Here is a 20868-nt window from a genome sequence, read left to right as displayed (position 1 = left end):
CTGTCTATTAACTATTCATTGTTCATTACTTATCTTTTGATTGGTTGATTTTGCAATTTTAAGTCGTCTCAAGATTTATGTGTTGATATTAAGGAACAGCCATGTCAATCACCTCAGAACTTACTGAAACTACGCTTTTAAGCCATATCCGTTATCCAAATGTATTTGCCGATACCGACAGTGATCTGTATTTTAATCGTGAATTATCACTATTGCAGTTTCACCAACGGGTATTGGCGCAAGCAACCGATCCGCGCCACCCATTGTTAGAGCGTTTGTTTTTCTTAATTATCTTTTCATCAAACCTTGATGAATTTTTTGAAATTCGCGTGGCAGGTTTAATGCAAAATCTACAAATGGGCGATGTGGTAAGCAGCATTGATGGCATACCGCCGAGTGAAGTGTTGTTGCAAATTTCTAAAATTGCCCATGAAGCGGTTGATGAACAGTATCGGATTTTAAATGAAAGCATTTTGCCTGATCTTGCCAAACAGGATATTCGGTATCTAAGACGCGATGAATTAACCCCTGTCCAAGCTAAGTGGGTAAAAGAGTATTTTGACAGTCAAGTTGCCCCCGTGTTAACACCGATTAGCATTGATTTGGCACACCCATTTCCAAGATTGGTCAACAAAAGTCTAAATTTTATGGTAACTTTAGATGGTAAAGATGCTTTTGGACGTGAGATTGATTTGGCGGTTGTGCCAGCTCCGCGCAGTTTGCCACGCGTTATTCGCTTGCCTGATGAATTGACAGAGGGTAAAGAACATCACATTATGCTCACTGCAGTCATTCATGAACATATTGGTGATTTGTTTCCCAACATCAAAATTACCGGTTGTCATCAATTTCGCCTAACGCGCAACGCAGATTTGGATTTGGCAGAAGATGTTGACGATTATGCCAAAGCATTGGAGGGTGAACTGGATAATCGCCGTTTTGGAGCAAAAGTGCGCTTAGAGGTAACCGAAAATTGTCCACAAGTTATTGCAGATTTTTTGTTAAATGAATTTGATCTGACCGAAGAGCAACTGTATCGGGTAAATGGCCCGGTTAATTTAACGCGGCTTTTGTTTGATTTTAAAATTCCAAAGCTGCGTTATCAGGCATTTAATCACGAAATTCCAAAAGCGTTTCGCCGTGAAATGTGGGAAAAAAATGAAAACGTGTTTCACGCCATTCGCAAACAAGATGTACTGGTGCATCACCCTTTTCATGCGTTTGCACCCATTGTCAATTTGATACGCCAGGCAGCAAGCGATCCCAATGTATTGGCAATTAAACAAACGTTATACCGCTCCGGGGCAAATTCTGAAATCGTACAAGCCTTGGCAGAGGCAGCTCGTAACGGCAAAGAAGTAACGGCGGTGATTGAACTTAGAGCCAGATTTGATGAAAAATCCAACATTGAAGTGGCAAATTTATTACAACAAGCTGGAGCGGTTGTGGTATATGGCGTGGTTGGTTATAAAACTCATGCCAAATTAATGCTCATTATCCGCCGCGAAGAGAGTAAATTGCACCGTTATGCACATCTTGGCACAGGGAATTATCACGCTGGCAATGCCAAAGCCTATACCGATTATGGGTTGTTTACCGCCAATGAAGCCATTACAGAAGATGTGCATAAAATTTTTAATATTTTAACCGGTATGGGTAAACCTGCCAAATTACAGCGGTTGCTTTATGCACCATTTAGTTTGCATGATACCTTGTTGCAATTAATTGACAATGAAATTGCTCAAGCCAAAGCAGGCAAGCAGGGAAGAATTGTCATCAAAGTCAACGCGTTAACCGAAAAACAGATCATTGATAAACTATATGAAGCATCGCAAGCTGGGGTAAAAGTAGATTTAATTATTCGCTCTATTTGTTGTTTGCGTCCACAATTGCTAGGCGTGTCGGATAATATTTGCGTGCGTTCTGTGATTGGGCGGTTTTTGGAGCACACACGCGTGTATTATTTTGCCAATGGCTCGCTTGATGATGGTAAGCAAAAAGCAAAACTGTATTGTGCCAGTGCCGATCTGATGGAACGTAATTTATTTAACCGCGTGGAAGTGGCATTTCCGATTGATGATCCTGTTGTGTTTAAACGCATTCATGAAGATTTGCAAAACTATCTAAAAGACAACGCCAGTGCGTGGCAATTGAGTGCTGATGGTACTTGGCAAGTTGTTAACATGGGCGAAAATGAAGCAACTTTTTCAGCACAAGATTTTTTGTTGCAAAAAATCGTGTTTAACAAAAAAACGGTGGCAAACTAAACCAATGAGCGATCTTCAATTGAACGACTTTCAACACAAACACCAAACCGCTTTTAATCACAGTCGCATGATAGAGGCGGTTTTGCACGCATCGGAATCTCCTGTTACTGACAAACAGTTGCGCCAATATTTACAAATTAGCCAAAATGAATTGGACAGAGCACTTATCGTATTGCAACAACGCTTATCGGCAGGCGTGTTGATGTTGGCAAAAACAGTCAATGGCTATCGTTTGCAAATTGTAACTGAATTTAGCCCATTGATTCAACAAATTTTTCCACAGCGTCAAGAAACACTTAGCCAAGCGTTATTAGAAACGTTAAGCATTATTGCTTATAAGCAGCCGGTTACGCGTGCAGATATTGAACAGGTGCGTGGTGTAACCGTGTCAAGTCATATTTTGCGCCAATTGTTTGACAAAGGCTGGATTGAAGAGCGTGGCTATAAGGACACGTTAGGCAGGCCTGCGTTATTGCATACGACATCGGTATTTTTGGAGGCATTTGGTTTGACAAGTCTTAATGAATTGCCAACAATGCCCGATGTAGCGGCCATGATGTGATTGATTGTTGCCAAGTTATTGCCAAGTTGTTGCCAAAAATAATCCCAAATTTTTGCCAAATTAGCGTATAATAAGCGTTTTAATCACATTGTGAAATGTTGTACAGGAATGACTTTATGAAAACCACGCCTATAAAAGATGAAAAATTACAAAAAGCCCTCGCGCGTTTGGGTTTAGGTTCGCGTCGCCAAATGGAGATTGTTATCCAAGAAGGGCGGGTGAGTGTCAATGGTCAAATTGCCAAAATCGGTGATAGAGTTGGACAATCAGATGAAATTCGTGTGGACGGTCGTCAATTGCGTTATACGGCCGAAAACGAAAAACGCCGTCGCATTTTAATGTATTATAAGCCTGAAGGTGAAATTTGTTCGTCGCACGATCCTAAAGGGCGTCCGACGGTATTTGAACGGTTACCGCCACTTAGTCATGATCGCTGGGTTATGGTTGGACGGTTGGATATCAATTCAACGGGGTTGCTTTTGTTTACCAATGATGGCGAACTGGCACATCGCTTAATGCACCCATCTAATGAAGTGGAGCGTGAATACGCCGTGCGTGTCATGGGCGATGTAACTACAGAGATTTTGCACAACTTAACCAAAGGGGTGGAGCTTGATGATGGTTTGGCAAAATTTGACGATATTGTAGAAAAAGGTGGCGAAGGCATTAATAAATGGTATCAAGTCAAACTCAAAGAAGGGCGTAACCGTGAAGTGCGTCGTTTGTTTGAAAGCCAAGGCTTAAAGGTGAGTCGCCTGCTTAGAGTGCGTTACGGTACGGTAAGTTTACCAAGAGAGTTGCGTACAGGTCGCTATATAGAGCTTGATCGCAGCGAGATTGACAAACTTGCCAATTTGGTTAAGTTACGTCCGCGCCATATTGCAGGATTAAACACAGAGGCAAAACGGCGTAAAGAACGCTTAGAGAAAAAACCACTTAAAGCCCGCCGAGTTCATCGTTCACGCAAAACAGATTAACATTTATTTAAGGAAAATTTTATGATAACTGAAAAACACATTACCGACTTTACGCCAAAACCTACAGATATTATTTGGGACGTGCGCGATCAAAAATCTTACCAAGAAGGGCATATTGAATATGCCAAAAATCAGCCACTGGAGACATTAAGTGATGATCTGTTGGCAAGCACAAACGGCCCAATTTATGTATTGTGTGGTGGCGGAACAAAAGCAGCCAAGGCGGCTTGTTTGCTAAATGAACTTGATCCAGAGCGCGAAATTGTGCATTTAACAGGCGGTACGCGTGGGGCAAAAACAGCTGGCATGACAATTGTTGTTGAAGATCAATAAACCTTATTTTAATTGCCTATAATAAAATTTTGTTAAAAAAGTGGAATGATTATGCAGTCATCGATGATAGACAGTTTACACGATAATCCAAACAATGATTTACACGATAATCTAAACAATGATTTAAATGTTGCAAACAAACAACAAACCTGTAACACAATTAACATTGATAATTTGTTAAGCGAAATTGCTGCCAATCATGCCAATTTATTGGACGATGACGCATTGGCAGAAATGAAGCATGAGTTTGATGAAGCAATACAATCGTTAAAAACCATTCGCGATTTTATTCGGTTTTGTGTGAGTAAATTGCGTGAATACGATGTGGTTGTTGCACAAGGGACAACCGATGTGTTTGCAGAAGCGGCCGCCATTGTGCTGCATACATTATCGCTTGATTGGTCAGCAGATGAGCAGATTTTGGATTGTCGTTTGACTGACAGTGAAAAAGCAGAAGTATTGAGTTTATTGCAGCGTAGGATTATTGAACGTAAGCCCTTGAGTTATTTGATAAATTTATCGTATTTTTGTGATTTGCCTTTTTATGTTGATGAGCGTGTGCTTATTCCACGTTCGCCGATGAATGAGCTTATTCGTCAGCAGTTTTATCCGTATTTTGAAAGCAATGATTTGGTGGAAAAACTAAGTGGCAGTAAAAAAGAACCAAAATTTTTTCAACATGGTTTGTATGAAAAACAACTGGCACAACCTGAACGAATTTTGGATTTATGCACAGGTTCTGGTTGTATTGGTATTGCACTGGCCAGTCGTTTTCCTGATGCCCATGTAGATGCCAGTGATATTGACAAAAGTGCGTTAGAGGTGGCAAGTGTCAATGTAGAACATCATGAAGACATTGCCCATCAGGTAAATCTTATCGAGTCTGATTTATTTGAAAAAATTTTGGCCGAAAACCAGTATGATTTAATTGTTACCAATCCGCCGTATGTGGACGCTGCGACGATGGCAGAATTGCCTCCTGAGTTTTTGCACGAACCGGATCATGCACTGGCGGCAGGGCAAGATGGTTTGGACATTGTGCATAAGATTTTATACCGTGCTCCAGAATACCTAACGCGTAATGGTTTATTGGTGTGTGAAGTGGGCGATAGTGAATGGGCTTTGCGTCAGGCTTATCCTGACATTCAATTTGATTGGTTAACCTTTGCCAATGGGGGTAGTGGCGTGTTTGCGATTGATTTTGATGAGCTTATGCAACATCGTGAGTATTTTCAACATTATGTAGAACAATTAAATTAATTTTATCTAATTTGTTAACTTAATGTTACATTGGAGCGATCATGTCTATTGACTTTAGTGCCAAACGTTTGTCGTATGAAAAAGGCGAACTTGATGAAACTTGCTTGCCAAATGAGCCTTATCCTTTATTGCAGCGTTGGATTAATGAAGCCCTAGATACCTACCAAGGCGAGGCTTATGCTTTTGCATTGGCAACTTGTGGGGCTGATAATAAACCAAGCGTTCGCACTTTATTAATGCGAGAAATTATCACACGTGATGACGAAATTGCGTTGGTGTTTTATAGCAATTATGACAGCGAAAAAGGACAGGATTTGGCCGAAAATCCAAATGCCGAGGCCTTGTTTTTTTGGGCAAGTTTGGAGCAACAAATCCGCTTGACAGGTAAAGTAGATCGCCTTAGTCGTGAACAATCTGCTCGGTATTTTCACACTCGTCCAATTGATAGCCAGCTTGGTGCGTGGGTAAGCCAGCCACAAAGCGGTGTTGTGGCAAGCCGTAGTGCAATGAACGAAAAATTTAATCAACTTGCCAAACAATACCAAAATTGCAACATTCCACTACCGGATTTTTGGGGTGGGTATCAGTTGACAGTGGATAAAATTGAGTTTTGGCAAGGGCGAGCCAATCGCATGCACGATCGCATTGTATACCAAAAGGTTGATCACCATTGGCAAATTAAGCGTTTGTTGCCTTAATTGGCGTAAAACAATTTTAAATGCTTATTAATAATTAAATGCTTATTAATAATTAAATGCTTGTTAATAAAGTGCTTAATGCTTGTTTTGGACTGTCTGTTTTCATAAACTGCTCACCAATCAAAAACGTGTTAATGTTATGTTGTAACATGAATTTTACATCGTTTGCACTGCGAATGCCACTTTCGGTTACAAGCAACTGACTGCTGTCAAACAACGTGCGTAACTGGACAGTTGTGTTAAGATCAGTTTCAAAATTTTTTAAATTACGGTTATTAATACCGTAAATGGTGCGTTCGTGGGTTGTTAATTTTAATGCACGTTCTACTTCGGCATGGTTGTGGCATTCTACCAATACCGTCATGCCAAGTTCTAATGCCAATGCTTGCAATTCTTCAGCTTGTGAGTGAGATAAGCATGCCATAATCAGTAAAATTGCATCCGCTCCAAGTGCGCGTGATTGCATGATTTGATACGGATTTAGCATAAAATCTTTGCGCAAAACAGGCAATGACACTGCTTGGCGAGCTTGTACCAAATCATCATCTGCCCCTTGAAAATACTGAACATCGGTTAATACGGACAAACAACTTGCCCCTGCGGTTTCATAACCTTGTGCGATGGCAACCGGATCAAAATTTTGGCAAATAATGCCTTTAGACGGCGATGCTTTTTTGACTTCAGCGATGATGTTTACGCGTTTTTGTGTGCGTAAGGCATTGGCAAAATTGCGTAAATCGGTTTTTTTGCTATGGGCGATTTGTTCCAGATCATAAAAACTGTGGGTTTTTTTAGCTTGTGCAAGCTCTTGGTGTTTGGTGTTGATGATTTTTGTTAATACAGAGGGTGTTTGTAATTGTTGCATAATTGTTCACTTAAAGTATGAGTTGAAAAATATAATTTGTTACGATACGATTAATTTTTGTTAAACTGTTGGGTAAATTTTGCCAAATTTTCTAATTTTTCCAAGGCTTTGCCACTGTTAATCACATCTAAGGCTTTTGCTACGCCTGCTTGATGACTGTCTGCCAATTTTGCAACATAAATTGTAGCTCCCGCATTTAACGCTATCATAGCCATTGCTTTTTTGGCAACTTCTGACTTTTGTGGGTTTTTTGCTAAGGCTTCTTTGATTAATGCCAAACTTTCTGCCGGTGAATTGACGGTTAAACCGTGTAAGGTTTGTGATGCAATTCCCAAATCTTCTGGCAAAATTTCGTAGGTTTTAACTTGTCCGTCTTTTAACTCAGCAACATAAGTGCTGGCGGCCAATGAAATTTCATCTAAGCCATCTGCCGATGCAACAACCATAACGTGATGATCGCCCAAATTTTTATAAACTTCTGCCAGTGGCTTACAAAGTTTTTGGTTAAAAACGCCAATGAGTGCATTTTTTACGCCAGCAGGGTTGGTTAGTGGTCCTAAAATGTTAAATAACGTGCGTATTTTCAAAGTGTTACGAATTGGCATGGCATGTTTCATAGCCGTGTGGTGATTGGGGGCATACAAAAAACCCACACCTTGTGTCTTAATGCACTCGGTTGTTTGGTCTGGGGTTAAACCAAGGTATAAACCCGCTTGTTCCAACAAATTGGAACTGCCTGAATTGGTGGAAACTCCGCGACTGCCATGTTTGGCAACATGACAGCCTGCCGCTGCTGCAACCAACATAGACGCACTGGAGACGTTAAACAAATTTGCCCCATCACCGCCTGTTCCCACAATATCCACCAAATTATCAATTCCTGATAAGTCAACTTTTGTTGATAATTTACGCATGACACTGGCAGCGGCACTGATCTCATCAATGCTTTCGCTTTTCATTCGCAACGCGGTGAGTATTGCCCCCATCATTGCATCAGGACAGTTGCCTTGCATAATCACGAGCATGACCGCTTGCATTTCGTCAAAAGTTAAATCAATGTGATTGATGATTTTATCCAGTGCTGTGGTTAATAAAATACTGATCTGTTGTTGGTTAAGCGGTTGATTTTGTTTGATTAATTGTAAAATTTCGCTTAAATCGTTGGGTTTCATATGGGTTATTTCCTATCACACTAGTTGTCTAAATTATAATTAGTTGTCTAAATTATAATAAGTTAAAAAGTTTTGTAACATCGTAAGACCTTGTTCGCTCAAAATCGACTCGGGGTGAAATTGCACGCCTACCACGGCTAACTTGCGATGGGCAATTCCCATAATGGTGCGTTGCTTATTGTCATTTTCAAATGTCCAAGCTGTTACCGTCAAGCATTTTGGTAAATGATGATGATCAATTACCAACGAATGATAGCGTGTTGCTAAAAACCCACTGGGCAAATTTTGAAAAATCCCTTGATTTTGGTGAAAAATCTTAGATACGCGTCCATGCATGACAGTGGGTGCATTGGTAATTGATGCTCCAAATGCTTGGCCGATTGCCTGATGTCCCAAACATACACCCAAAATCGGAATTTTTCCTGCAAATTCACGGATAACATTTAGTGAAATTCCTGCTTCATTTGGCGTGCAAGGACCAGGCCCAATAACGATATAATTTGGTGCTAACTTATTGATTTGTTTTGCAAAATCGTGCTGATATTGGTTGTTTTGCCATACTATGACTTTTTGTCCAAGGAGGCTAAAATATTGCACAAGGTTGTAAGTAAAACTGTCAAAATTATCAATGAATAAAAGCATAAATGACTGGGTTAACTGTGAAAAATAAACCTAGTGTATCATTAAATGAGAACACAATAAAATGATTTTTAAAGATATTGCCAGTTGCACCGTTTTGGTGAAATTTTGGCGATTGCACCAAAATAGTGCTTGCTGAATGAATAAAAACAGCGTTTTGGGCGAATTTGGTGAAATTTTAATGGATTTTGGCAAAATTTTAACAAAAATCAGCAAAAAATTTTGGCATAAAATTTGAAATATTACATTTAGCCAATTTGATGATTGGTTGGATTGGTATAAAAATATGCGTTTAACCCTTGTCAATTGACAAAAAAGTGTATAAAGTGTTCATATTTTTATGTTTTGTAGCAACTTATTTTTAACCGATTTGTTTTTAAGCAACAAATTTTTAAGCAACAAATTTTTAAACAGCAAAGGAAAATCATTATGGCAAACAAATTTTTAGACTTAATTCAATCCAGTGGGGCAAAATGGGTGGATTTTCGCTTTACAGACACTAAGGGCAAAGAACAGCACGTAAGTTACCCTGCTTCTGCGATGGACGAGGATATTTTTGAAGATGGCAAAATGTTTGATGGTTCATCAATTGCAGGCTGGCGTGGTATTGAATCGTCGGATATGATTTTGCGTCCAGATGCCGATACTGCGTTTTTAGATCCATTTTTTCGTGAACCAACGGTTGTGGTAACTTGTGATGTCATTGAACCTGCAACGCTACAAGGTTATGATCGCGATCCGCGTTCTATTGCACGCCGTGCTGAAGAATACTTAAAATCAACAGGCATTGGTGATACTGCATTTTTTGGCCCAGAACCTGAATTTTTTGTGTTTGACGATGTAAAATGGTCTATTGATATGTCAGGGGCGAGACACACAATCTCTGCTGATGAAGCCGCTTGGTCAACCGACAAACAAATAGAAGGTGGCAACTATGGTCATCGTCCACGTGTAAAAGGCGGTTATTTTCCCGTGCCTCCTGTAGACAGTTCGCAGGATATGCGCGCTGATATGTGTCAAGCGATTGAACACATTATGGGCGAGGGTCGTGTGGAAGTGCATCACCATGAAGTTGCCTCTTGTCAATTAGAGATCGGCGTATCGTTTAACACTTTGGTTCGTAAAGCCGACGAGGTGCAACAATTTAAATACGCAGTGCATAATGTTGCCCATGAATATGGCAAAACCGCCACTTTTATGCCAAAACCTATGGTTGGTGATAATGGATCGGGCATGCATGTGCATATTTCCATTGCAAAAGAGGGTAAAAATACCTTTGCAGGTGATGAATATGCAGGTTTATCAGAAACGGCGTTGTTTTTTGTTGGTGGCGTGATTAAACATGCTCGTGCGTTAAATGCAATCACCAATCCATCAACCAACAGTTACAAACGCCTTGTGCCACATTATGAAGCCCCAATTAAATTAGCCTATTCAGCCTCAAATCGTTCAGCGTCCATTCGCATTCCATACGTTTCTAGCCCAAAAGCCAAACGCATTGAAGTGCGTTTTCCAGATCCTGCGGCCAATCCTTATTTGTGCTTTGCAGCACTATTAATGGCAGGCCTTGATGGCATTCAAAACAAAATCCACCCAGGCGATGCAGCCGACAAAAATTTATACGACTTGCCACCAGAAGAAGAAGCACTCATTCCAACGGTAGCAGAAAATCTGGAAGTGGCATTAAAAGCCTTAGAGGACGATCATGAATTTTTGTTAAAAGGCGGTGTGTTTACCAAGGAAATGTTGCAGGCTTATATCGAACTAAAACGCGAAGAAGTGCAACGCTACAATGTATCGGTTCACCCAATTGAATTTGATATGTACTATAGCGTATAATTTGTTTTAACCAATTTTTGTAACTTTTGGTAAAAACAAATTTAAAAGCAATTTAAAAGTAGTTTAAAAAACAACCATGTAAAAACAACCATGCCAAACGGTGTGGTTGTTTTGCTTATTTTTATAAAATATTGATAAAACTTTTATAAACTTTTATAAACTTTTATAAAAACCGGTTAAATCTTTGTCTAAAATTTGTTAAACTAAAGTAAACTGGATAAAAATTGGAAAAAATATGAAAAAAATTGCAACACCAATGTTTTTAACAGCAAGCCTTATTGTCTTAGGTTTTGGCAATTTAGCCCATGCTGAAGTTTATAGAGCGGTTACGCCAGATGGCAAGGTTGTTTATACTGATGATGCCACCAAAGCCCATCAATACCAAGCTGATCCCACTCAAATTCAAATTTTAGACTTACATAGTCAAACACCAGATCCAGTTGTCAACCAACCGGCCGCAGCCAGTCCAAGCAATGTTTCAACCGATCCAATACCCATTAGCACAAGCTATCAGTTGAATATTGTTAAACCTGAAATAAATATGGTATACCGCCGTCCTAATGATATTATCGTGGAAGTGCACACACGCCCAAACTTACAGGCAGGCGATCGCATTGTGTATCGCATCAATGGCAATCACATTGCCACCACCCAGTCCACCAGTTACAACATAAGCTCATTGGATTATACGCCCGATCGTTATACATTAAGCGTAGAAATTGAAAATGCCAAAGGATCGGTTATTGCCAGTCAAAGCCGTGATTTTCAGTTGCTTGTTAATAACATTGCCATACAAAAAAAACGCAAAGCCGAAGCCGAAGCTAAAGCTAAAACCAAAGACAAAGACAAAGCGAAAGACAAAACCAAACCAAAACCAACCGCTGTTAAAAAATAGTTGTTGTAAATCGTTGTTGTTAAAACAATAATTGTGTAAAAATGTAACCGCGACAAAAAACCACTTGAAAACAAGAATAATTATCATTATTATAACCAAAGTTAGTAATATTAGTAATGCAGTGGAGTTCGTCATGTTTGTATGTATTTGTAATGCAGTGAAAGAAGCACAAATTAAACAAGCCATCATTGATGGTTGTGATACCCTAGAAGCGTTGCAAAATGAGCTTGACGTGGCGACTTGTTGTGGCGGTTGTCAGCCGATAATTGAAGATTATCTAAGCGAGCTTGGCGGTAATCTTGTGCGTTTTAATCCAAAATTATACAAAGAGGTTGCTTAAACAATCACCATGATTTAAAAAACAACTTAAAAAACAACTTAAAAAATTATTCTTTTTTTGGGTAAAATAAAAAGTAATGAGAATAATTTTTATTTATTTTTTAAAACGTAGTCTCTATTTTAATTGATTAAATAAAATATTTTTAATCAAATGTCTTGTTTTTGTCAAAAAAAAGCCTTATCATAGTCATATCTTTTAACGAAAAACAGTTTTGCCAAATTGTGGTTTTACTAAGTTTTAGTTTTACTAAGTTTTGGTTTTGCCAAGCTGTTTTGTTATTTAAATATCTGTTGTTTAAATAAATTTTTTCTTGTGTTAAATTTATTTTGTTAAATTTATTTAAATAATTATTTTTTGGAGCGACTTATGAAAGGCAGTCAAAAGGTTATTGATTATCTAAATTTCTTAATCGGTGGTGAGCTTGGTGCTCGCGATCAGTATTTTATCCATTCTCAAATGTACCATGAGTGGCATTATGGCAAACTTTATAGTCGTATTTACCACGAAATGCAAGAAGAAACCGACCACGCACGTGCACTGATTAATCGTGTGCTAATGCTTGAGGGTGTGCCAAACATGAAAGTGGCAGACATTAATATCGGTAACGATGTACCCTCCATGCTAAAATCCGACCTTGAACTAGAATATAGCGTACGCCAACACTTAAAAGACGGCATTAAACTGTGCGAATTGGAGCAAGATTATGTTACGCGTGAAATTTTGGTGGCACAACTGGTAGATACCGAAGAAGATCACGCACACTGGTTGGAGCAACAGCTTGGACTGATTGATCTTATGGGCTTACAAAATTATTTACAATCACAGCTTGGTGATGTGGCATAAAAAGAGGTTGTTATGCAAGTAGAAAAACAAGTCATTCGCGTTTTAAATCAAGCCCTCGGACAAGCGTTAATTGCCATTAATCAATACTTTTTGCACGCCCGTGTGGTAAAAAATTGGGGCATTGACGAACTCAATGAACATCTGTACAAACAATCCATTCATGAAATGAAATGGGCGGACGATCTGATTGAGAGGATTTTAATGTTGGGCGGTTTGCCAAATTTACAAGAGTTGGGTAAATTGCTTATTGGCGAAAATGTTGCAGAAATTTTGGCCTGTGATTTAAAATTAGAATATCAAAAAACCACGATTTTGCAACACGCGATTGCAGTTTGTGAAACGCATGAAGATTATGTATCGCGTAAATTGTTGGTGAAATTAAAAGACGGCAGTGAAGAACACATTGACTGGCTAGAAACTCAACAAGAATTGATTAACAATGTGGGAATTGAAAATTATATCCAAAGCCAGTTAGAAGATGATTAATTTTAGCCAAAAATGTTTTATAATAGCCCATTCAAATGAGTGGGTTTTTTTTGGAAAATGTTTTTTGGAAAACGATTGGTAAAATTGTTTAAAGCGGTTTAAAATTTTTTTAAAAATAGGTGGATAATGAAAAAGCCGCTGTTAATTACGACGGGTGAGCCTGCTGGTATTGGTATGGATATTGTGCTGTTATTGGCGGATCAAGGCAGGCTTGAGCAAGTGATCGCTAAGACGGGACAGTCGATCTTGGTGTTGGCAAATTTTGAGGCATGGCAACAACGTGCCAAAATGTTGGTGGCGGTAAAGGCATTGCGTGATATGCCAAAATTTAACGTGATTGCATTGGGGGATTTAACCAATTTATTAAACAATCAATTAAGTAATATTTATCAAAAAACCGCACTGTATCTGATAGACATGCCAATTGCAGAATCTGTGGTGGCAGGTGAGTTAAACAATGCCAATGGATCTATGGTATTGGCTCAATTACAGCTTGCACACGAATTGGCAATTAACCAACAAATATCGGCAATTGTAACCGCTCCGCTACAAAAATCGGTAATTATGCGTGAACAGCCTGATTTTATGGGGCATACCGAATTTTTTATGGCAAAAAGTGGCTTGGATAAAGTGGTGATGATGCTTGCCAATCATCGCATGAAAGTTGTGTTGGTTACCACGCATTTGCCATTACGGGCGGTTGCTGATGCAATTAGTATGACGGCAGTTGCTGATACGATTAACATTGTTTTAACTGATTTTAAACAAAAATTTGGTATTGCTATGCCAAAAATCTTAGTCTGTGGGCTAAATCCGCACGCAGGGGAAAATGGTTATTTAGGGCGTGAGGAAATTGAGATTATTAACCCTGTCTTAACTAATTTTCAACAGCAAGGCATTAATATTAGCCTTGCTATGCCTGCAGATACGTTATTTACCCCCAAATATTTGGACGATTGTGATGTGGTGATTGCGATGTATCACGATCAAGGTTTAGCCCCATTAAAATCACACGGTTTTGGTGAAACGGTCAATATCACCTTGGGGTTGCCTTATGTGCGCACCTCGGTTGATCATGGTACGGCATTGGATTTGGCGGGGACGGGGCGAGCAAGTTGCGAAAGTTTAGCTCAAGCGATACATTATGCGTGTCAAATGTCGTCTTAATTTTGAGTGGTTGTTTTGTATGGTTGTTTTTATGTTGATAAAATCTATGAAACAACAAGAAAATATGAAACAATAAGCAATTAAGTATTGTGTTGTTTGTCAAAAACGTGTAGGCTATACAAATTTTAACAATTTGTTCAAATTTGATGGCTTAAAGGGTGTTGAGTATGCAAAAATTAGGCATGATGGGCTTGTTGCTATTGGCTTTTTCATTACAAGGCTGTGTGCATAAAGTGGTAACCATACCTGTTAAAGTGGCGTATAAGGTAACCAAAGGGGCTGTAAAAGGCACGGTAAAAGTGGTAAAAGTTGTGGTGCCGGGTGATAACGACAAGAATAACAACCAAAAAGATTAAACCAAAATTTAAAAAGCAAAATTTAAAAAGCAAAATTTAAAAAACCAATTGGCAAGACTATTTTAATGAGTGAAATTCAATTTAATCCAAATTTAAAACCGAGCAATGCATTAGAACTTAGCGATGAGCAACTTGCAAAACTTGCCAAAAAACGTGCGTATCTACAACAGCAAGGCAGTGTGATTATCAAAATGGCACAATTGCCAAATACCGCCTTAACTTGTCTACATAAAATCAACGTACTGGGCGGTGCAACTGAAAAAACTTACGCCGCGATTAACGAACGGATTATAGCAGATAACGATGCATACGGTGCATACCATGCAATTGCTATGGCACAGACCACCTCGGATTTGCCGTTTGATGTGCCTGCAATGATTGCAATTATTCAGCAGCACGGTGATATTGCGTTGGCATTTCGGTTGTTAAAATTATTTTACAATCAACCACTAAATGCAAAACCTGTTAATCAAATTATCACCCACATTCAACAATCCCAAAACCGCCAAATTATTGCCCAATTAAACGCTTATTTGGCAAATTATGAAGCCTAAACTTAACAACTTTCTTATTTACAACGAAATCGAATGTAATATTCATAATCGTCATCACGGGCAATACTGGTTTTATTACCCAAAAGCCCTGTAAGAACTGTTGTTGCTTTATCTACCACGCGTCCTAGGTTTTCGTCAAGCACGCCGTTATAACTGATTTTATCACTGATAACCACAGGGTTTTGTAAACGTCCGCATTTGGCATTGGCACTGTCAAGTGCATGTTTTTGAGCAAGGGCTTTATTTTTTCCAAACCCTGTGGTTTCAAAAATCTGATTGGGACGCTGGATAACAGGGGCGGTAGGCATGTTTTGGCAGGCACTTAGCAGACAGGTGCTTAGCAAAGCGGTTAAACCAAAATAAGTATTGATAATTGATTGTTTCATAATCTTTTGTTTCTTGATCTTTTGTTTCATAATCTTTTGTTTGATAGAGGTTTTTGCATAAACTTAACCAAAAAGGTTCTAACCAAAAATATAGTTTGACAAATTTTTTGTAATTTGGCAAATATTTCTGATAATATTGATTTTCACAACATTGATTTTGATAAACATTGACAATATTATCATTTTTTTAAAATTGTTTAAAAATAGACAGATAGGAAAATTGTATGCTAAACCCCAGTCCTCCAACCAGTTTTTTAATTGACAGCCCTAATGGAAAGCTTGAGATAGATGTATTGTGGCAAAATAACAATCCGCACGATCCAAACACTGATCGTGTGGCATTGCTTTGTCATCCAAATCCGCTTGGACAGGGGACGATGATGAATAAAATTGTAACAACCATGTACCGTTTTGCACGTGATGCAAAAATGCACGTTGTGCGTTTTAATTATCGCGGTGTGGGTAAATCCACGGGGCAATATGGGCATATGATGGGTGAAATTGAAGATGCACTGACTGTGTTACAGTGGCTTATGACCCAAACCAAGGCTCGCCAATTATGGCTTGGCGGTTTTTCGTTTGGCGGTTATGTGGCGATGTCATTGGCCCAGATGCTTGTAGAGCAGGGTAAAAATCTGGGAATCGATGAGTTTGAATTGACCGATTTGGCATTAATTGCCCCATCTATTGAAAAACACGACACCGCCGTTATTCGTTTGCCAACAGCTAAAACCTTTATGATTTATGGTGATCATGATGAATTTGTTTCCCCAAGTTCGATGGCAGATTTTGCCAAACAGTTTGGCATTCGTTACACAGTAGTGGCAGATGCCTCGCATTTTTTTCATGGTAAATTGACGGAATTAAAGGATTTATTGGCAAATTATAGCAGCTAAAGCGGGCAAAAATTTTGAGGATTTTGCCAATAAGGATTGTTATTTTGACATTTATTTGTTAAAATATGTGGCTTTAATTGGCTTGTTCTCGTTTTTCGTGTCTCGTGATACAAGCAAACTAACACCAAACACAGCTATAAATGACCAAATAACCCAAAAATCGGTGGCTGCCTGATCGGGTTGTTAATCATACATTGTTAATTTAAGGATTTTTTGCTATGGCAAACTCTGCACAAGCTCGCAAACGTGCTCGTCAAAACGTTAAACGTCGTCAACTAAAAGCATCACAACGTTCTATGGTGCGTACCTACCTAAAACGTGTGGTAAAAGCGATCGAAGAAAAAAACTATGAATTGGCAACCGAAGCCTACAAATTGGCTGTGCCAGTTATTGATCGTATTGCTGACAAAGGCGTTATCCACAAAAACAAAGCGGCTCGCCACAAAAGTCGCCTAAACAAAGCAATCAAAGCATTAAAAGCCTAATTTTAATTGTCAAAAGATTGTTAAAAGATTGTCAAAACAATTGTTAAAAACCTCTGCAATTTTTGTAGAGGTTTTTAATTTAAGTTTTTTAATTTAAGTTTTTTAATTTAAGTTTTTTAATTTAAGTTTTTTAACTTGAGTTTTTTTAATTCAAGATGCAAGTTTAATGATTAAAATTCAATGATTAAAACTTAATGATAAACAAGAAAATCAGCTAATCTGTTACTGATTTTCCATGATTATCCCAATGTAAAAACACCCAGTGGTATAAAATTGCCGATAACATGACAATGATAATTGGCAAAATCAATGCCAAATAGCCAATTTTTACATACAAAATTGCCCCAATCACGCCACCACCACAAAAGCAATACCAAATCATTGCCTGAAACATGACCATTTTTTTATCGGTTTTGCGTTTGGCTAACCAATTGCCAATAGATGCTCCCATATCTGATGTTAAACCAGTTAAGTGCGTGGTGCGAATGCCTGTGCCTTTATAGGTTGCCACCATTGAGTTTTGTAAACCGCACGCCATGGTTGCAAAAAAATGCCCCAAAAACGAATGTCGGTAAAATAAAATCAGGCTAACAATTAACAAAACGGTTTCAATGCACAGAGTTAAGCCGTAGCGTCGCCCCTCTTTTAGATCGGTATTGCCAACCACAAACCCACTAATCACCGATCCTGCCAAAAATGACAACAATACCGCACACACCATAAACAACATTTTATAGTCGCTATTGGCAATTGCTGTTGCAAACAGCGACACGTTGCCCGTAACGTGCGATGCCGCCAAATGCGTAAAACCCACCAATGCAGTGCTATTGACACAGCCGGCACTAAACGCCAACACACCGCCACCGATGCGTATCCATAACGGAAGTTTTTCAAGCATGGTTTATTCTTTTAGTCTGGTTTATTCTTTTAGTCATAGTTTATTCTTTTATAATTATAAAATAATAAAGGTATAAAAACATGATAACATCATATATAATATAGTCATTGTTTTCAATGACATTTTTGAGAAAAGCATGCAAAAAAATCCTATTCTTTGTCTTTTTGGTATCAGCCTTGCACTTTTGTTATCAGCTTGTGGTGGTTCAAATTCTAATGCCAATGCCAACAAGCAAAATACCCCGCCAACTCTGAATAAACCAAACAATGATTGGTCAAACAACACCGATTTTGCCAATTGTAGTGAGCAAATTTACCAACAACCGCCTACGGTTGCTATCAACATGGTAAAAGACAGTTATCCGCTGTGCTTTAATGGTTTTGCTGTGTTGTATTCAGGCGTTTCTCGCACGCCGATTTGGGTGGGAGAGTATTTAACGCGTCAGCGTTTGAGTTATGCCAAAAAATTAAAACGCGAAGATAATTTTCATGCTGAAAGTCGTTTGCCAAGCAGTGTTCGAAGTGAAATTTATGATTATAAAAAATCAGGCTACGATCGCGGACATCTTGCTCCAAATGCCGATATGTCCAATAAAACCTCCCAGTACGACAGTTTTAGCTTGGCTAATATTGCCCCACAACACCCTGATAACAATCAAAAAAATTGGCTAAAAGTTGAACAATTAACACGCACTTTAACCAATCGCTATGGTTCAAGCTATGTGATAACAGGGGTTGCGTATTTGTCGCCACAATTGAAAAAACTCAACAATCGTGTGCTTGTGCCAACGCATTTTTTTAAGGCGGTGTATTTTCCAAGCAACAATCAAGCGGTTGCCTTTATTACACCCAACGATGCCAGCCAACAAACCGATGTTGTTAGCTTGCAACAGTTGCAACAAGTTACAGGCGTAGATGCGTTTCCAAATTTACCATATACAGTTAAAAATGTAAAAATGGCAATAAATTTTTGAAAAATTGTTAAATAATTTTAATCATTTATTTAAGACATATATTTAAGACATATATTGAAAACATAGGTAAAATAATGAAAAATTTTCAACCGTTTGCAAATGACAGTCAAAGTGTGAGTGTGCAAGGCGAAACAGGCGAGTTAACCTTTGAAAATCAAGGCGAACAGGTAAATTTTTATGGCAATGCAACGTTTTATTTTGATCGGCAAAGTCTTGAATTGGCAACACAATTACAGCAACAATTTGCCAATATTGTGGCATATTTAAAGCAACAAAACGTCCAAAATACCGAGCATTCGCAGATTATTACTGAACAACAAACCAATGTAACCCAAGTGGCAAATCCGTTTTTATAACAACATAGATTGTTTTATAACAACATAGATTGCTTAAACCTAGGATATCAAGTTAACATTTAAGTTAACACTGGAGTTTTGATGAAAAAAGTATTGAGTATGGTGGTATTGTTAACCGCCTTGACAGGTTGCCAAACTTTTGTTGGTACTTTTGAGAACGCTCATCACAAACCTAAGGATCTTGGCAAACCCCCTGTGCTAACTGCAATGTTGTATAGCACAGACGGCAATATGACGCCTCACGGTTCGGTGAATTTTTACAATACGGATCAGGGCGTACAAGCCTACGGCGAGGTAACAAAATTAATGCCAAATCATACCTATGCCATGCACATTCATGAAAAAGGCAAGTGTGGCAATAATGGTGAAGATTCAGGTGGGCATTTTAATCCATACAACACCAAACACGGACACCCTTACGCAATCGATAGTCATGCAGGCGATATGCCAAATATTACCGCGGATATCACAGGCATAGCATTAGTGAATTTTGTCAATAAAAAAATCAGCACCAACCAAACAGCAATGAACGACATACACAACCGTGCGATTATTATTCATGCCAAATCCGACGATTATGTCAGTCAACCTGCAGGCAACGCAGGCGATCGCGTGGTTTGTGGGGTGATTAAATAGTTGTTGATTAATTGGTTTAAATGCATTTTGCCAAATTTTAAAGCAGAAATTTTAAAGCAGAAATTTTAAATCAGTCTGTATGCTTAGATTGCTTTTGGTTTATTTGCCTTTGGCATCTGCCCAAATGATTTTATGCAACTGTAATTGGAAACGCACAGGCAAATTATCCGCTAAAATCCATTCAGCAAGCTCGGTTGCAAGGCTTGGTATAATACTATTAAAGGCGTTACTACTGTTAAGCGTGTTGTTGTGGTTAAGAGCATTGTTGTGGTTAAAAGCGTCATGAATGTTAAACATTGGCGAAAACCAAACCGTGCCAACTTTTTTATGTAAATCATATTGAAACAATTTTTGCACCGCCCAATCATAATCATCGCGGTTCATAATCACCAGTTTTAATTGATCATGTGTGGTTAAATAAGCCAAATTTTCCCACAGGTTTTTATTTGCCTCGCCTGAACTTGGGGTTTTTAAATCCATCACTTTTGACACGGCTATGGGCACATTTTTTACCGACAACGCTCCTGCAGTTTCCAACGAAATTTCATAGCTGTGTTCCAATAATAAATTCATCAATGCAAGGGCGTTGGGTTGAGCAAGTGGCTCACCTCCTGTCAAACAGATGCGTTTGCAGTTAAAACTTTTTACTTTTGCTAAAATGTCAGTTAAAGAAAATCTTTCACCGCCACTAAAAGCATAAGTGGTATCACAATATACACAGCGAAGTGGACAGCCTGTTAAACGGATAAAAATCGTTGGCAAACCTGCGGTTAATGCCTCGCCTTGTAGAGAATAAAAAATTTCGCTAACCTTTAATCCTGCACTAGGATCGGTGGTGGGAATGAGCGGAGTGCGTAATGGATTGTTCATGAAATGTGCTTAAAAATTAACTATTTTAACAAATTTTACAATATTTGGCAGAACTTTTTGGTGTATTTGACAAATTTTGTAAAAATTTCACCAAGATTTTGCGATTTTTGTTAAA

25 protein-coding genes are annotated in these 20868 nt (G+C 38.6%); 19 read left to right on the top strand and 6 right to left on the bottom strand.

Annotation, left to right across the window (positions count from 1 at the left end; all coding sequences use genetic code 11):
* The first annotated feature begins 101 nt into the window (after nt 1-101).
* The 6 genes from ppk1 (at nt 102) to pdxH (ending at nt 6097) form a co-directional block, all read left to right on the top strand.
* A complete protein-coding gene (ppk1, locus tag MOMA_RS09180) occupies nt 102-2267 on the top strand; it encodes a polyphosphate kinase 1 (protein ID WP_009502256.1) in 2166 nt (721 codons plus the stop codon).
* Nucleotides 2268-2271: 4 nt separating this feature from the next.
* A complete protein-coding gene (gene scpB / locus MOMA_RS09175) occupies nt 2272-2829 on the top strand; it encodes an SMC-Scp complex subunit ScpB (protein WP_009502255.1) in 558 nt (185 codons plus the stop codon).
* Between the two features lie 131 nt (nt 2830-2960).
* Nucleotides 2961-3806 carry a 23S rRNA pseudouridine(2605) synthase RluB gene (gene rluB / locus MOMA_RS09170; protein WP_040625423.1) on the top strand — a complete coding sequence of 282 codons (846 nt, stop codon included), beginning with the start codon at nt 2961-2963 and terminating at the stop codon, nt 3804-3806.
* A gap of 21 nt (nt 3807-3827) precedes the next feature.
* Nucleotides 3828-4139, top strand: coding sequence for a rhodanese-like domain-containing protein (locus MOMA_RS09165; RefSeq protein ID WP_009502253.1), 312 nt, complete (start codon nt 3828-3830; stop codon nt 4137-4139).
* Between the two features lie 234 nt (nt 4140-4373).
* Nucleotides 4374-5399: a 50S ribosomal protein L3 N(5)-glutamine methyltransferase gene (prmB, locus tag MOMA_RS09160; protein ID WP_264622283.1), complete on the top strand. Its 1026-nt coding sequence runs from the start codon at nt 4374-4376 to the stop codon at nt 5397-5399.
* Nucleotides 5400-5440: 41 nt separating this feature from the next.
* A complete protein-coding gene (gene pdxH / locus MOMA_RS09155) occupies nt 5441-6097 on the top strand; it encodes a pyridoxamine 5'-phosphate oxidase (protein ID WP_009502251.1) in 657 nt (218 codons plus the stop codon).
* A 52-nt stretch (nt 6098-6149) separates the two neighbouring features.
* On the opposite strand, the gene trpC is transcribed toward pdxH, so the two are convergent.
* The 3 genes from trpC to MOMA_RS09140 are packed head-to-tail and all read right to left on the bottom strand — an operon-like array spanning nt 6150 to nt 8776.
* Complete coding sequence (gene trpC, locus MOMA_RS09150; protein WP_009502249.1) at nt 6150-6962, bottom strand: indole-3-glycerol phosphate synthase TrpC; 813 nt, start codon at nt 6960-6962, stop codon at nt 6150-6152.
* A gap of 50 nt (nt 6963-7012) precedes the next feature.
* Nucleotides 7013-8134, bottom strand: coding sequence for an anthranilate phosphoribosyltransferase (trpD, locus tag MOMA_RS09145; RefSeq protein WP_009502247.1), 1122 nt, complete (start codon nt 8132-8134; stop codon nt 7013-7015).
* Nucleotides 8135-8173: 39 nt separating this feature from the next.
* On the bottom strand, nt 8174-8776 hold the full coding sequence (locus MOMA_RS09140) for an anthranilate synthase component II (protein WP_009502246.1): 603 nt from the start codon (nt 8774-8776) through the stop codon (nt 8174-8176).
* A 420-nt stretch (nt 8777-9196) separates the two neighbouring features.
* Between MOMA_RS09140 and glnA the strand changes: the two genes are divergently transcribed.
* The 8 genes from glnA to MOMA_RS09100 all read left to right on the top strand — a co-directional run bounded on the left by glnA (nt 9197) and on the right by MOMA_RS09100 (nt 15253).
* Nucleotides 9197-10612: a type I glutamate--ammonia ligase gene (gene glnA, locus MOMA_RS09135; protein ID WP_454786180.1), complete on the top strand. Its 1416-nt coding sequence runs from the start codon at nt 9197-9199 to the stop codon at nt 10610-10612.
* A gap of 235 nt (nt 10613-10847) precedes the next feature.
* The gene (locus MOMA_RS09130; protein ID WP_009502244.1) at nt 10848-11507 is read left to right on the top strand and encodes a DUF4124 domain-containing protein; all 660 of its coding nucleotides are present in this window, start codon (nt 10848-10850) and stop codon (nt 11505-11507) included.
* A 133-nt stretch (nt 11508-11640) separates the two neighbouring features.
* Entirely contained in the window at nt 11641-11847 is a 207-nt protein-coding gene (locus tag MOMA_RS09125) for a (2Fe-2S)-binding protein (RefSeq protein ID WP_009502243.1), read from the top strand.
* A 366-nt stretch (nt 11848-12213) separates the two neighbouring features.
* Complete coding sequence (gene bfr, locus MOMA_RS09120) at nt 12214-12690, top strand: bacterioferritin (protein ID WP_009502242.1); 477 nt, start codon at nt 12214-12216, stop codon at nt 12688-12690.
* A gap of 12 nt (nt 12691-12702) precedes the next feature.
* A complete protein-coding gene (gene bfr, locus MOMA_RS09115) occupies nt 12703-13176 on the top strand; it encodes a bacterioferritin (protein ID WP_009502241.1) in 474 nt (157 codons plus the stop codon).
* A gap of 126 nt (nt 13177-13302) precedes the next feature.
* Complete coding sequence (pdxA, locus tag MOMA_RS09110) at nt 13303-14343, top strand: 4-hydroxythreonine-4-phosphate dehydrogenase PdxA (RefSeq protein WP_009502240.1); 1041 nt, start codon at nt 13303-13305, stop codon at nt 14341-14343.
* A gap of 167 nt (nt 14344-14510) precedes the next feature.
* Nucleotides 14511-14699 (top strand): NF038104 family lipoprotein, encoded by a 189-nt coding sequence (locus MOMA_RS09105; protein ID WP_009502239.1) that lies wholly within the window; start codon nt 14511-14513, stop codon nt 14697-14699.
* A 65-nt stretch (nt 14700-14764) separates the two neighbouring features.
* Nucleotides 14765-15253 (top strand): hypothetical protein, encoded by a 489-nt coding sequence (locus tag MOMA_RS09100; RefSeq protein WP_009502238.1) that lies wholly within the window; start codon nt 14765-14767, stop codon nt 15251-15253.
* A gap of 14 nt (nt 15254-15267) precedes the next feature.
* Here the strand turns inward: MOMA_RS09100 and MOMA_RS09095 are convergent, their stop codons facing one another.
* On the bottom strand, nt 15268-15639 hold the full coding sequence (locus MOMA_RS09095) for a hypothetical protein (protein WP_009502237.1): 372 nt from the start codon (nt 15637-15639) through the stop codon (nt 15268-15270).
* Nucleotides 15640-15863: 224 nt separating this feature from the next.
* Between MOMA_RS09095 and MOMA_RS09090 the strand changes: the two genes are divergently transcribed.
* Both MOMA_RS09090 and rpsT read left to right on the top strand, forming a co-directional pair.
* Nucleotides 15864-16535 (top strand): alpha/beta hydrolase, encoded by a 672-nt coding sequence (locus tag MOMA_RS09090; protein WP_009502236.1) that lies wholly within the window; start codon nt 15864-15866, stop codon nt 16533-16535.
* 218 nt (nt 16536-16753) lie between these two features.
* Complete coding sequence (gene rpsT / locus MOMA_RS09085; RefSeq protein ID WP_009502235.1) at nt 16754-17020, top strand: 30S ribosomal protein S20; 267 nt, start codon at nt 16754-16756, stop codon at nt 17018-17020.
* 214 nt (nt 17021-17234) lie between these two features.
* Here the strand turns inward: rpsT and MOMA_RS09080 are convergent, their stop codons facing one another.
* Nucleotides 17235-17918 (bottom strand): YoaK family protein, encoded by a 684-nt coding sequence (locus MOMA_RS09080; protein WP_009502234.1) that lies wholly within the window; start codon nt 17916-17918, stop codon nt 17235-17237.
* A gap of 136 nt (nt 17919-18054) precedes the next feature.
* Here MOMA_RS09080 and MOMA_RS09075 point away from each other — a divergent pair, with 136 nt between their 5' ends.
* From MOMA_RS09075 to MOMA_RS09065, 3 genes are all read left to right on the top strand, one after another.
* The gene (locus tag MOMA_RS09075; RefSeq protein WP_009502233.1) at nt 18055-18891 is read left to right on the top strand and encodes a DNA/RNA non-specific endonuclease; all 837 of its coding nucleotides are present in this window, start codon (nt 18055-18057) and stop codon (nt 18889-18891) included.
* Between the two features lie 74 nt (nt 18892-18965).
* Nucleotides 18966-19247: a hypothetical protein gene (locus tag MOMA_RS09070; RefSeq protein WP_009502232.1), complete on the top strand. Its 282-nt coding sequence runs from the start codon at nt 18966-18968 to the stop codon at nt 19245-19247.
* Nucleotides 19248-19328: 81 nt separating this feature from the next.
* Entirely contained in the window at nt 19329-19883 is a 555-nt protein-coding gene (locus MOMA_RS09065) for a superoxide dismutase family protein (RefSeq protein ID WP_009502231.1), read from the top strand.
* 99 nt (nt 19884-19982) lie between these two features.
* On the opposite strand, the gene MOMA_RS09060 is transcribed toward MOMA_RS09065, so the two are convergent.
* A complete protein-coding gene (locus MOMA_RS09060; protein WP_009502230.1) occupies nt 19983-20753 on the bottom strand; it encodes a radical SAM protein in 771 nt (256 codons plus the stop codon).
* Between the last annotated feature and the right edge of the window lie 115 nt (nt 20754-20868).

The organism is Moraxella macacae 0408225 (genome assembly GCF_000320365.1).
GTDB classification, from domain to species: Bacteria; Pseudomonadota; Gammaproteobacteria; order Pseudomonadales; family Moraxellaceae; genus Faucicola; species Faucicola macacae.
Note: the sequence above shows the minus strand (reverse complement) of the source record. Positions and strands in the feature narration are given on the sequence as shown.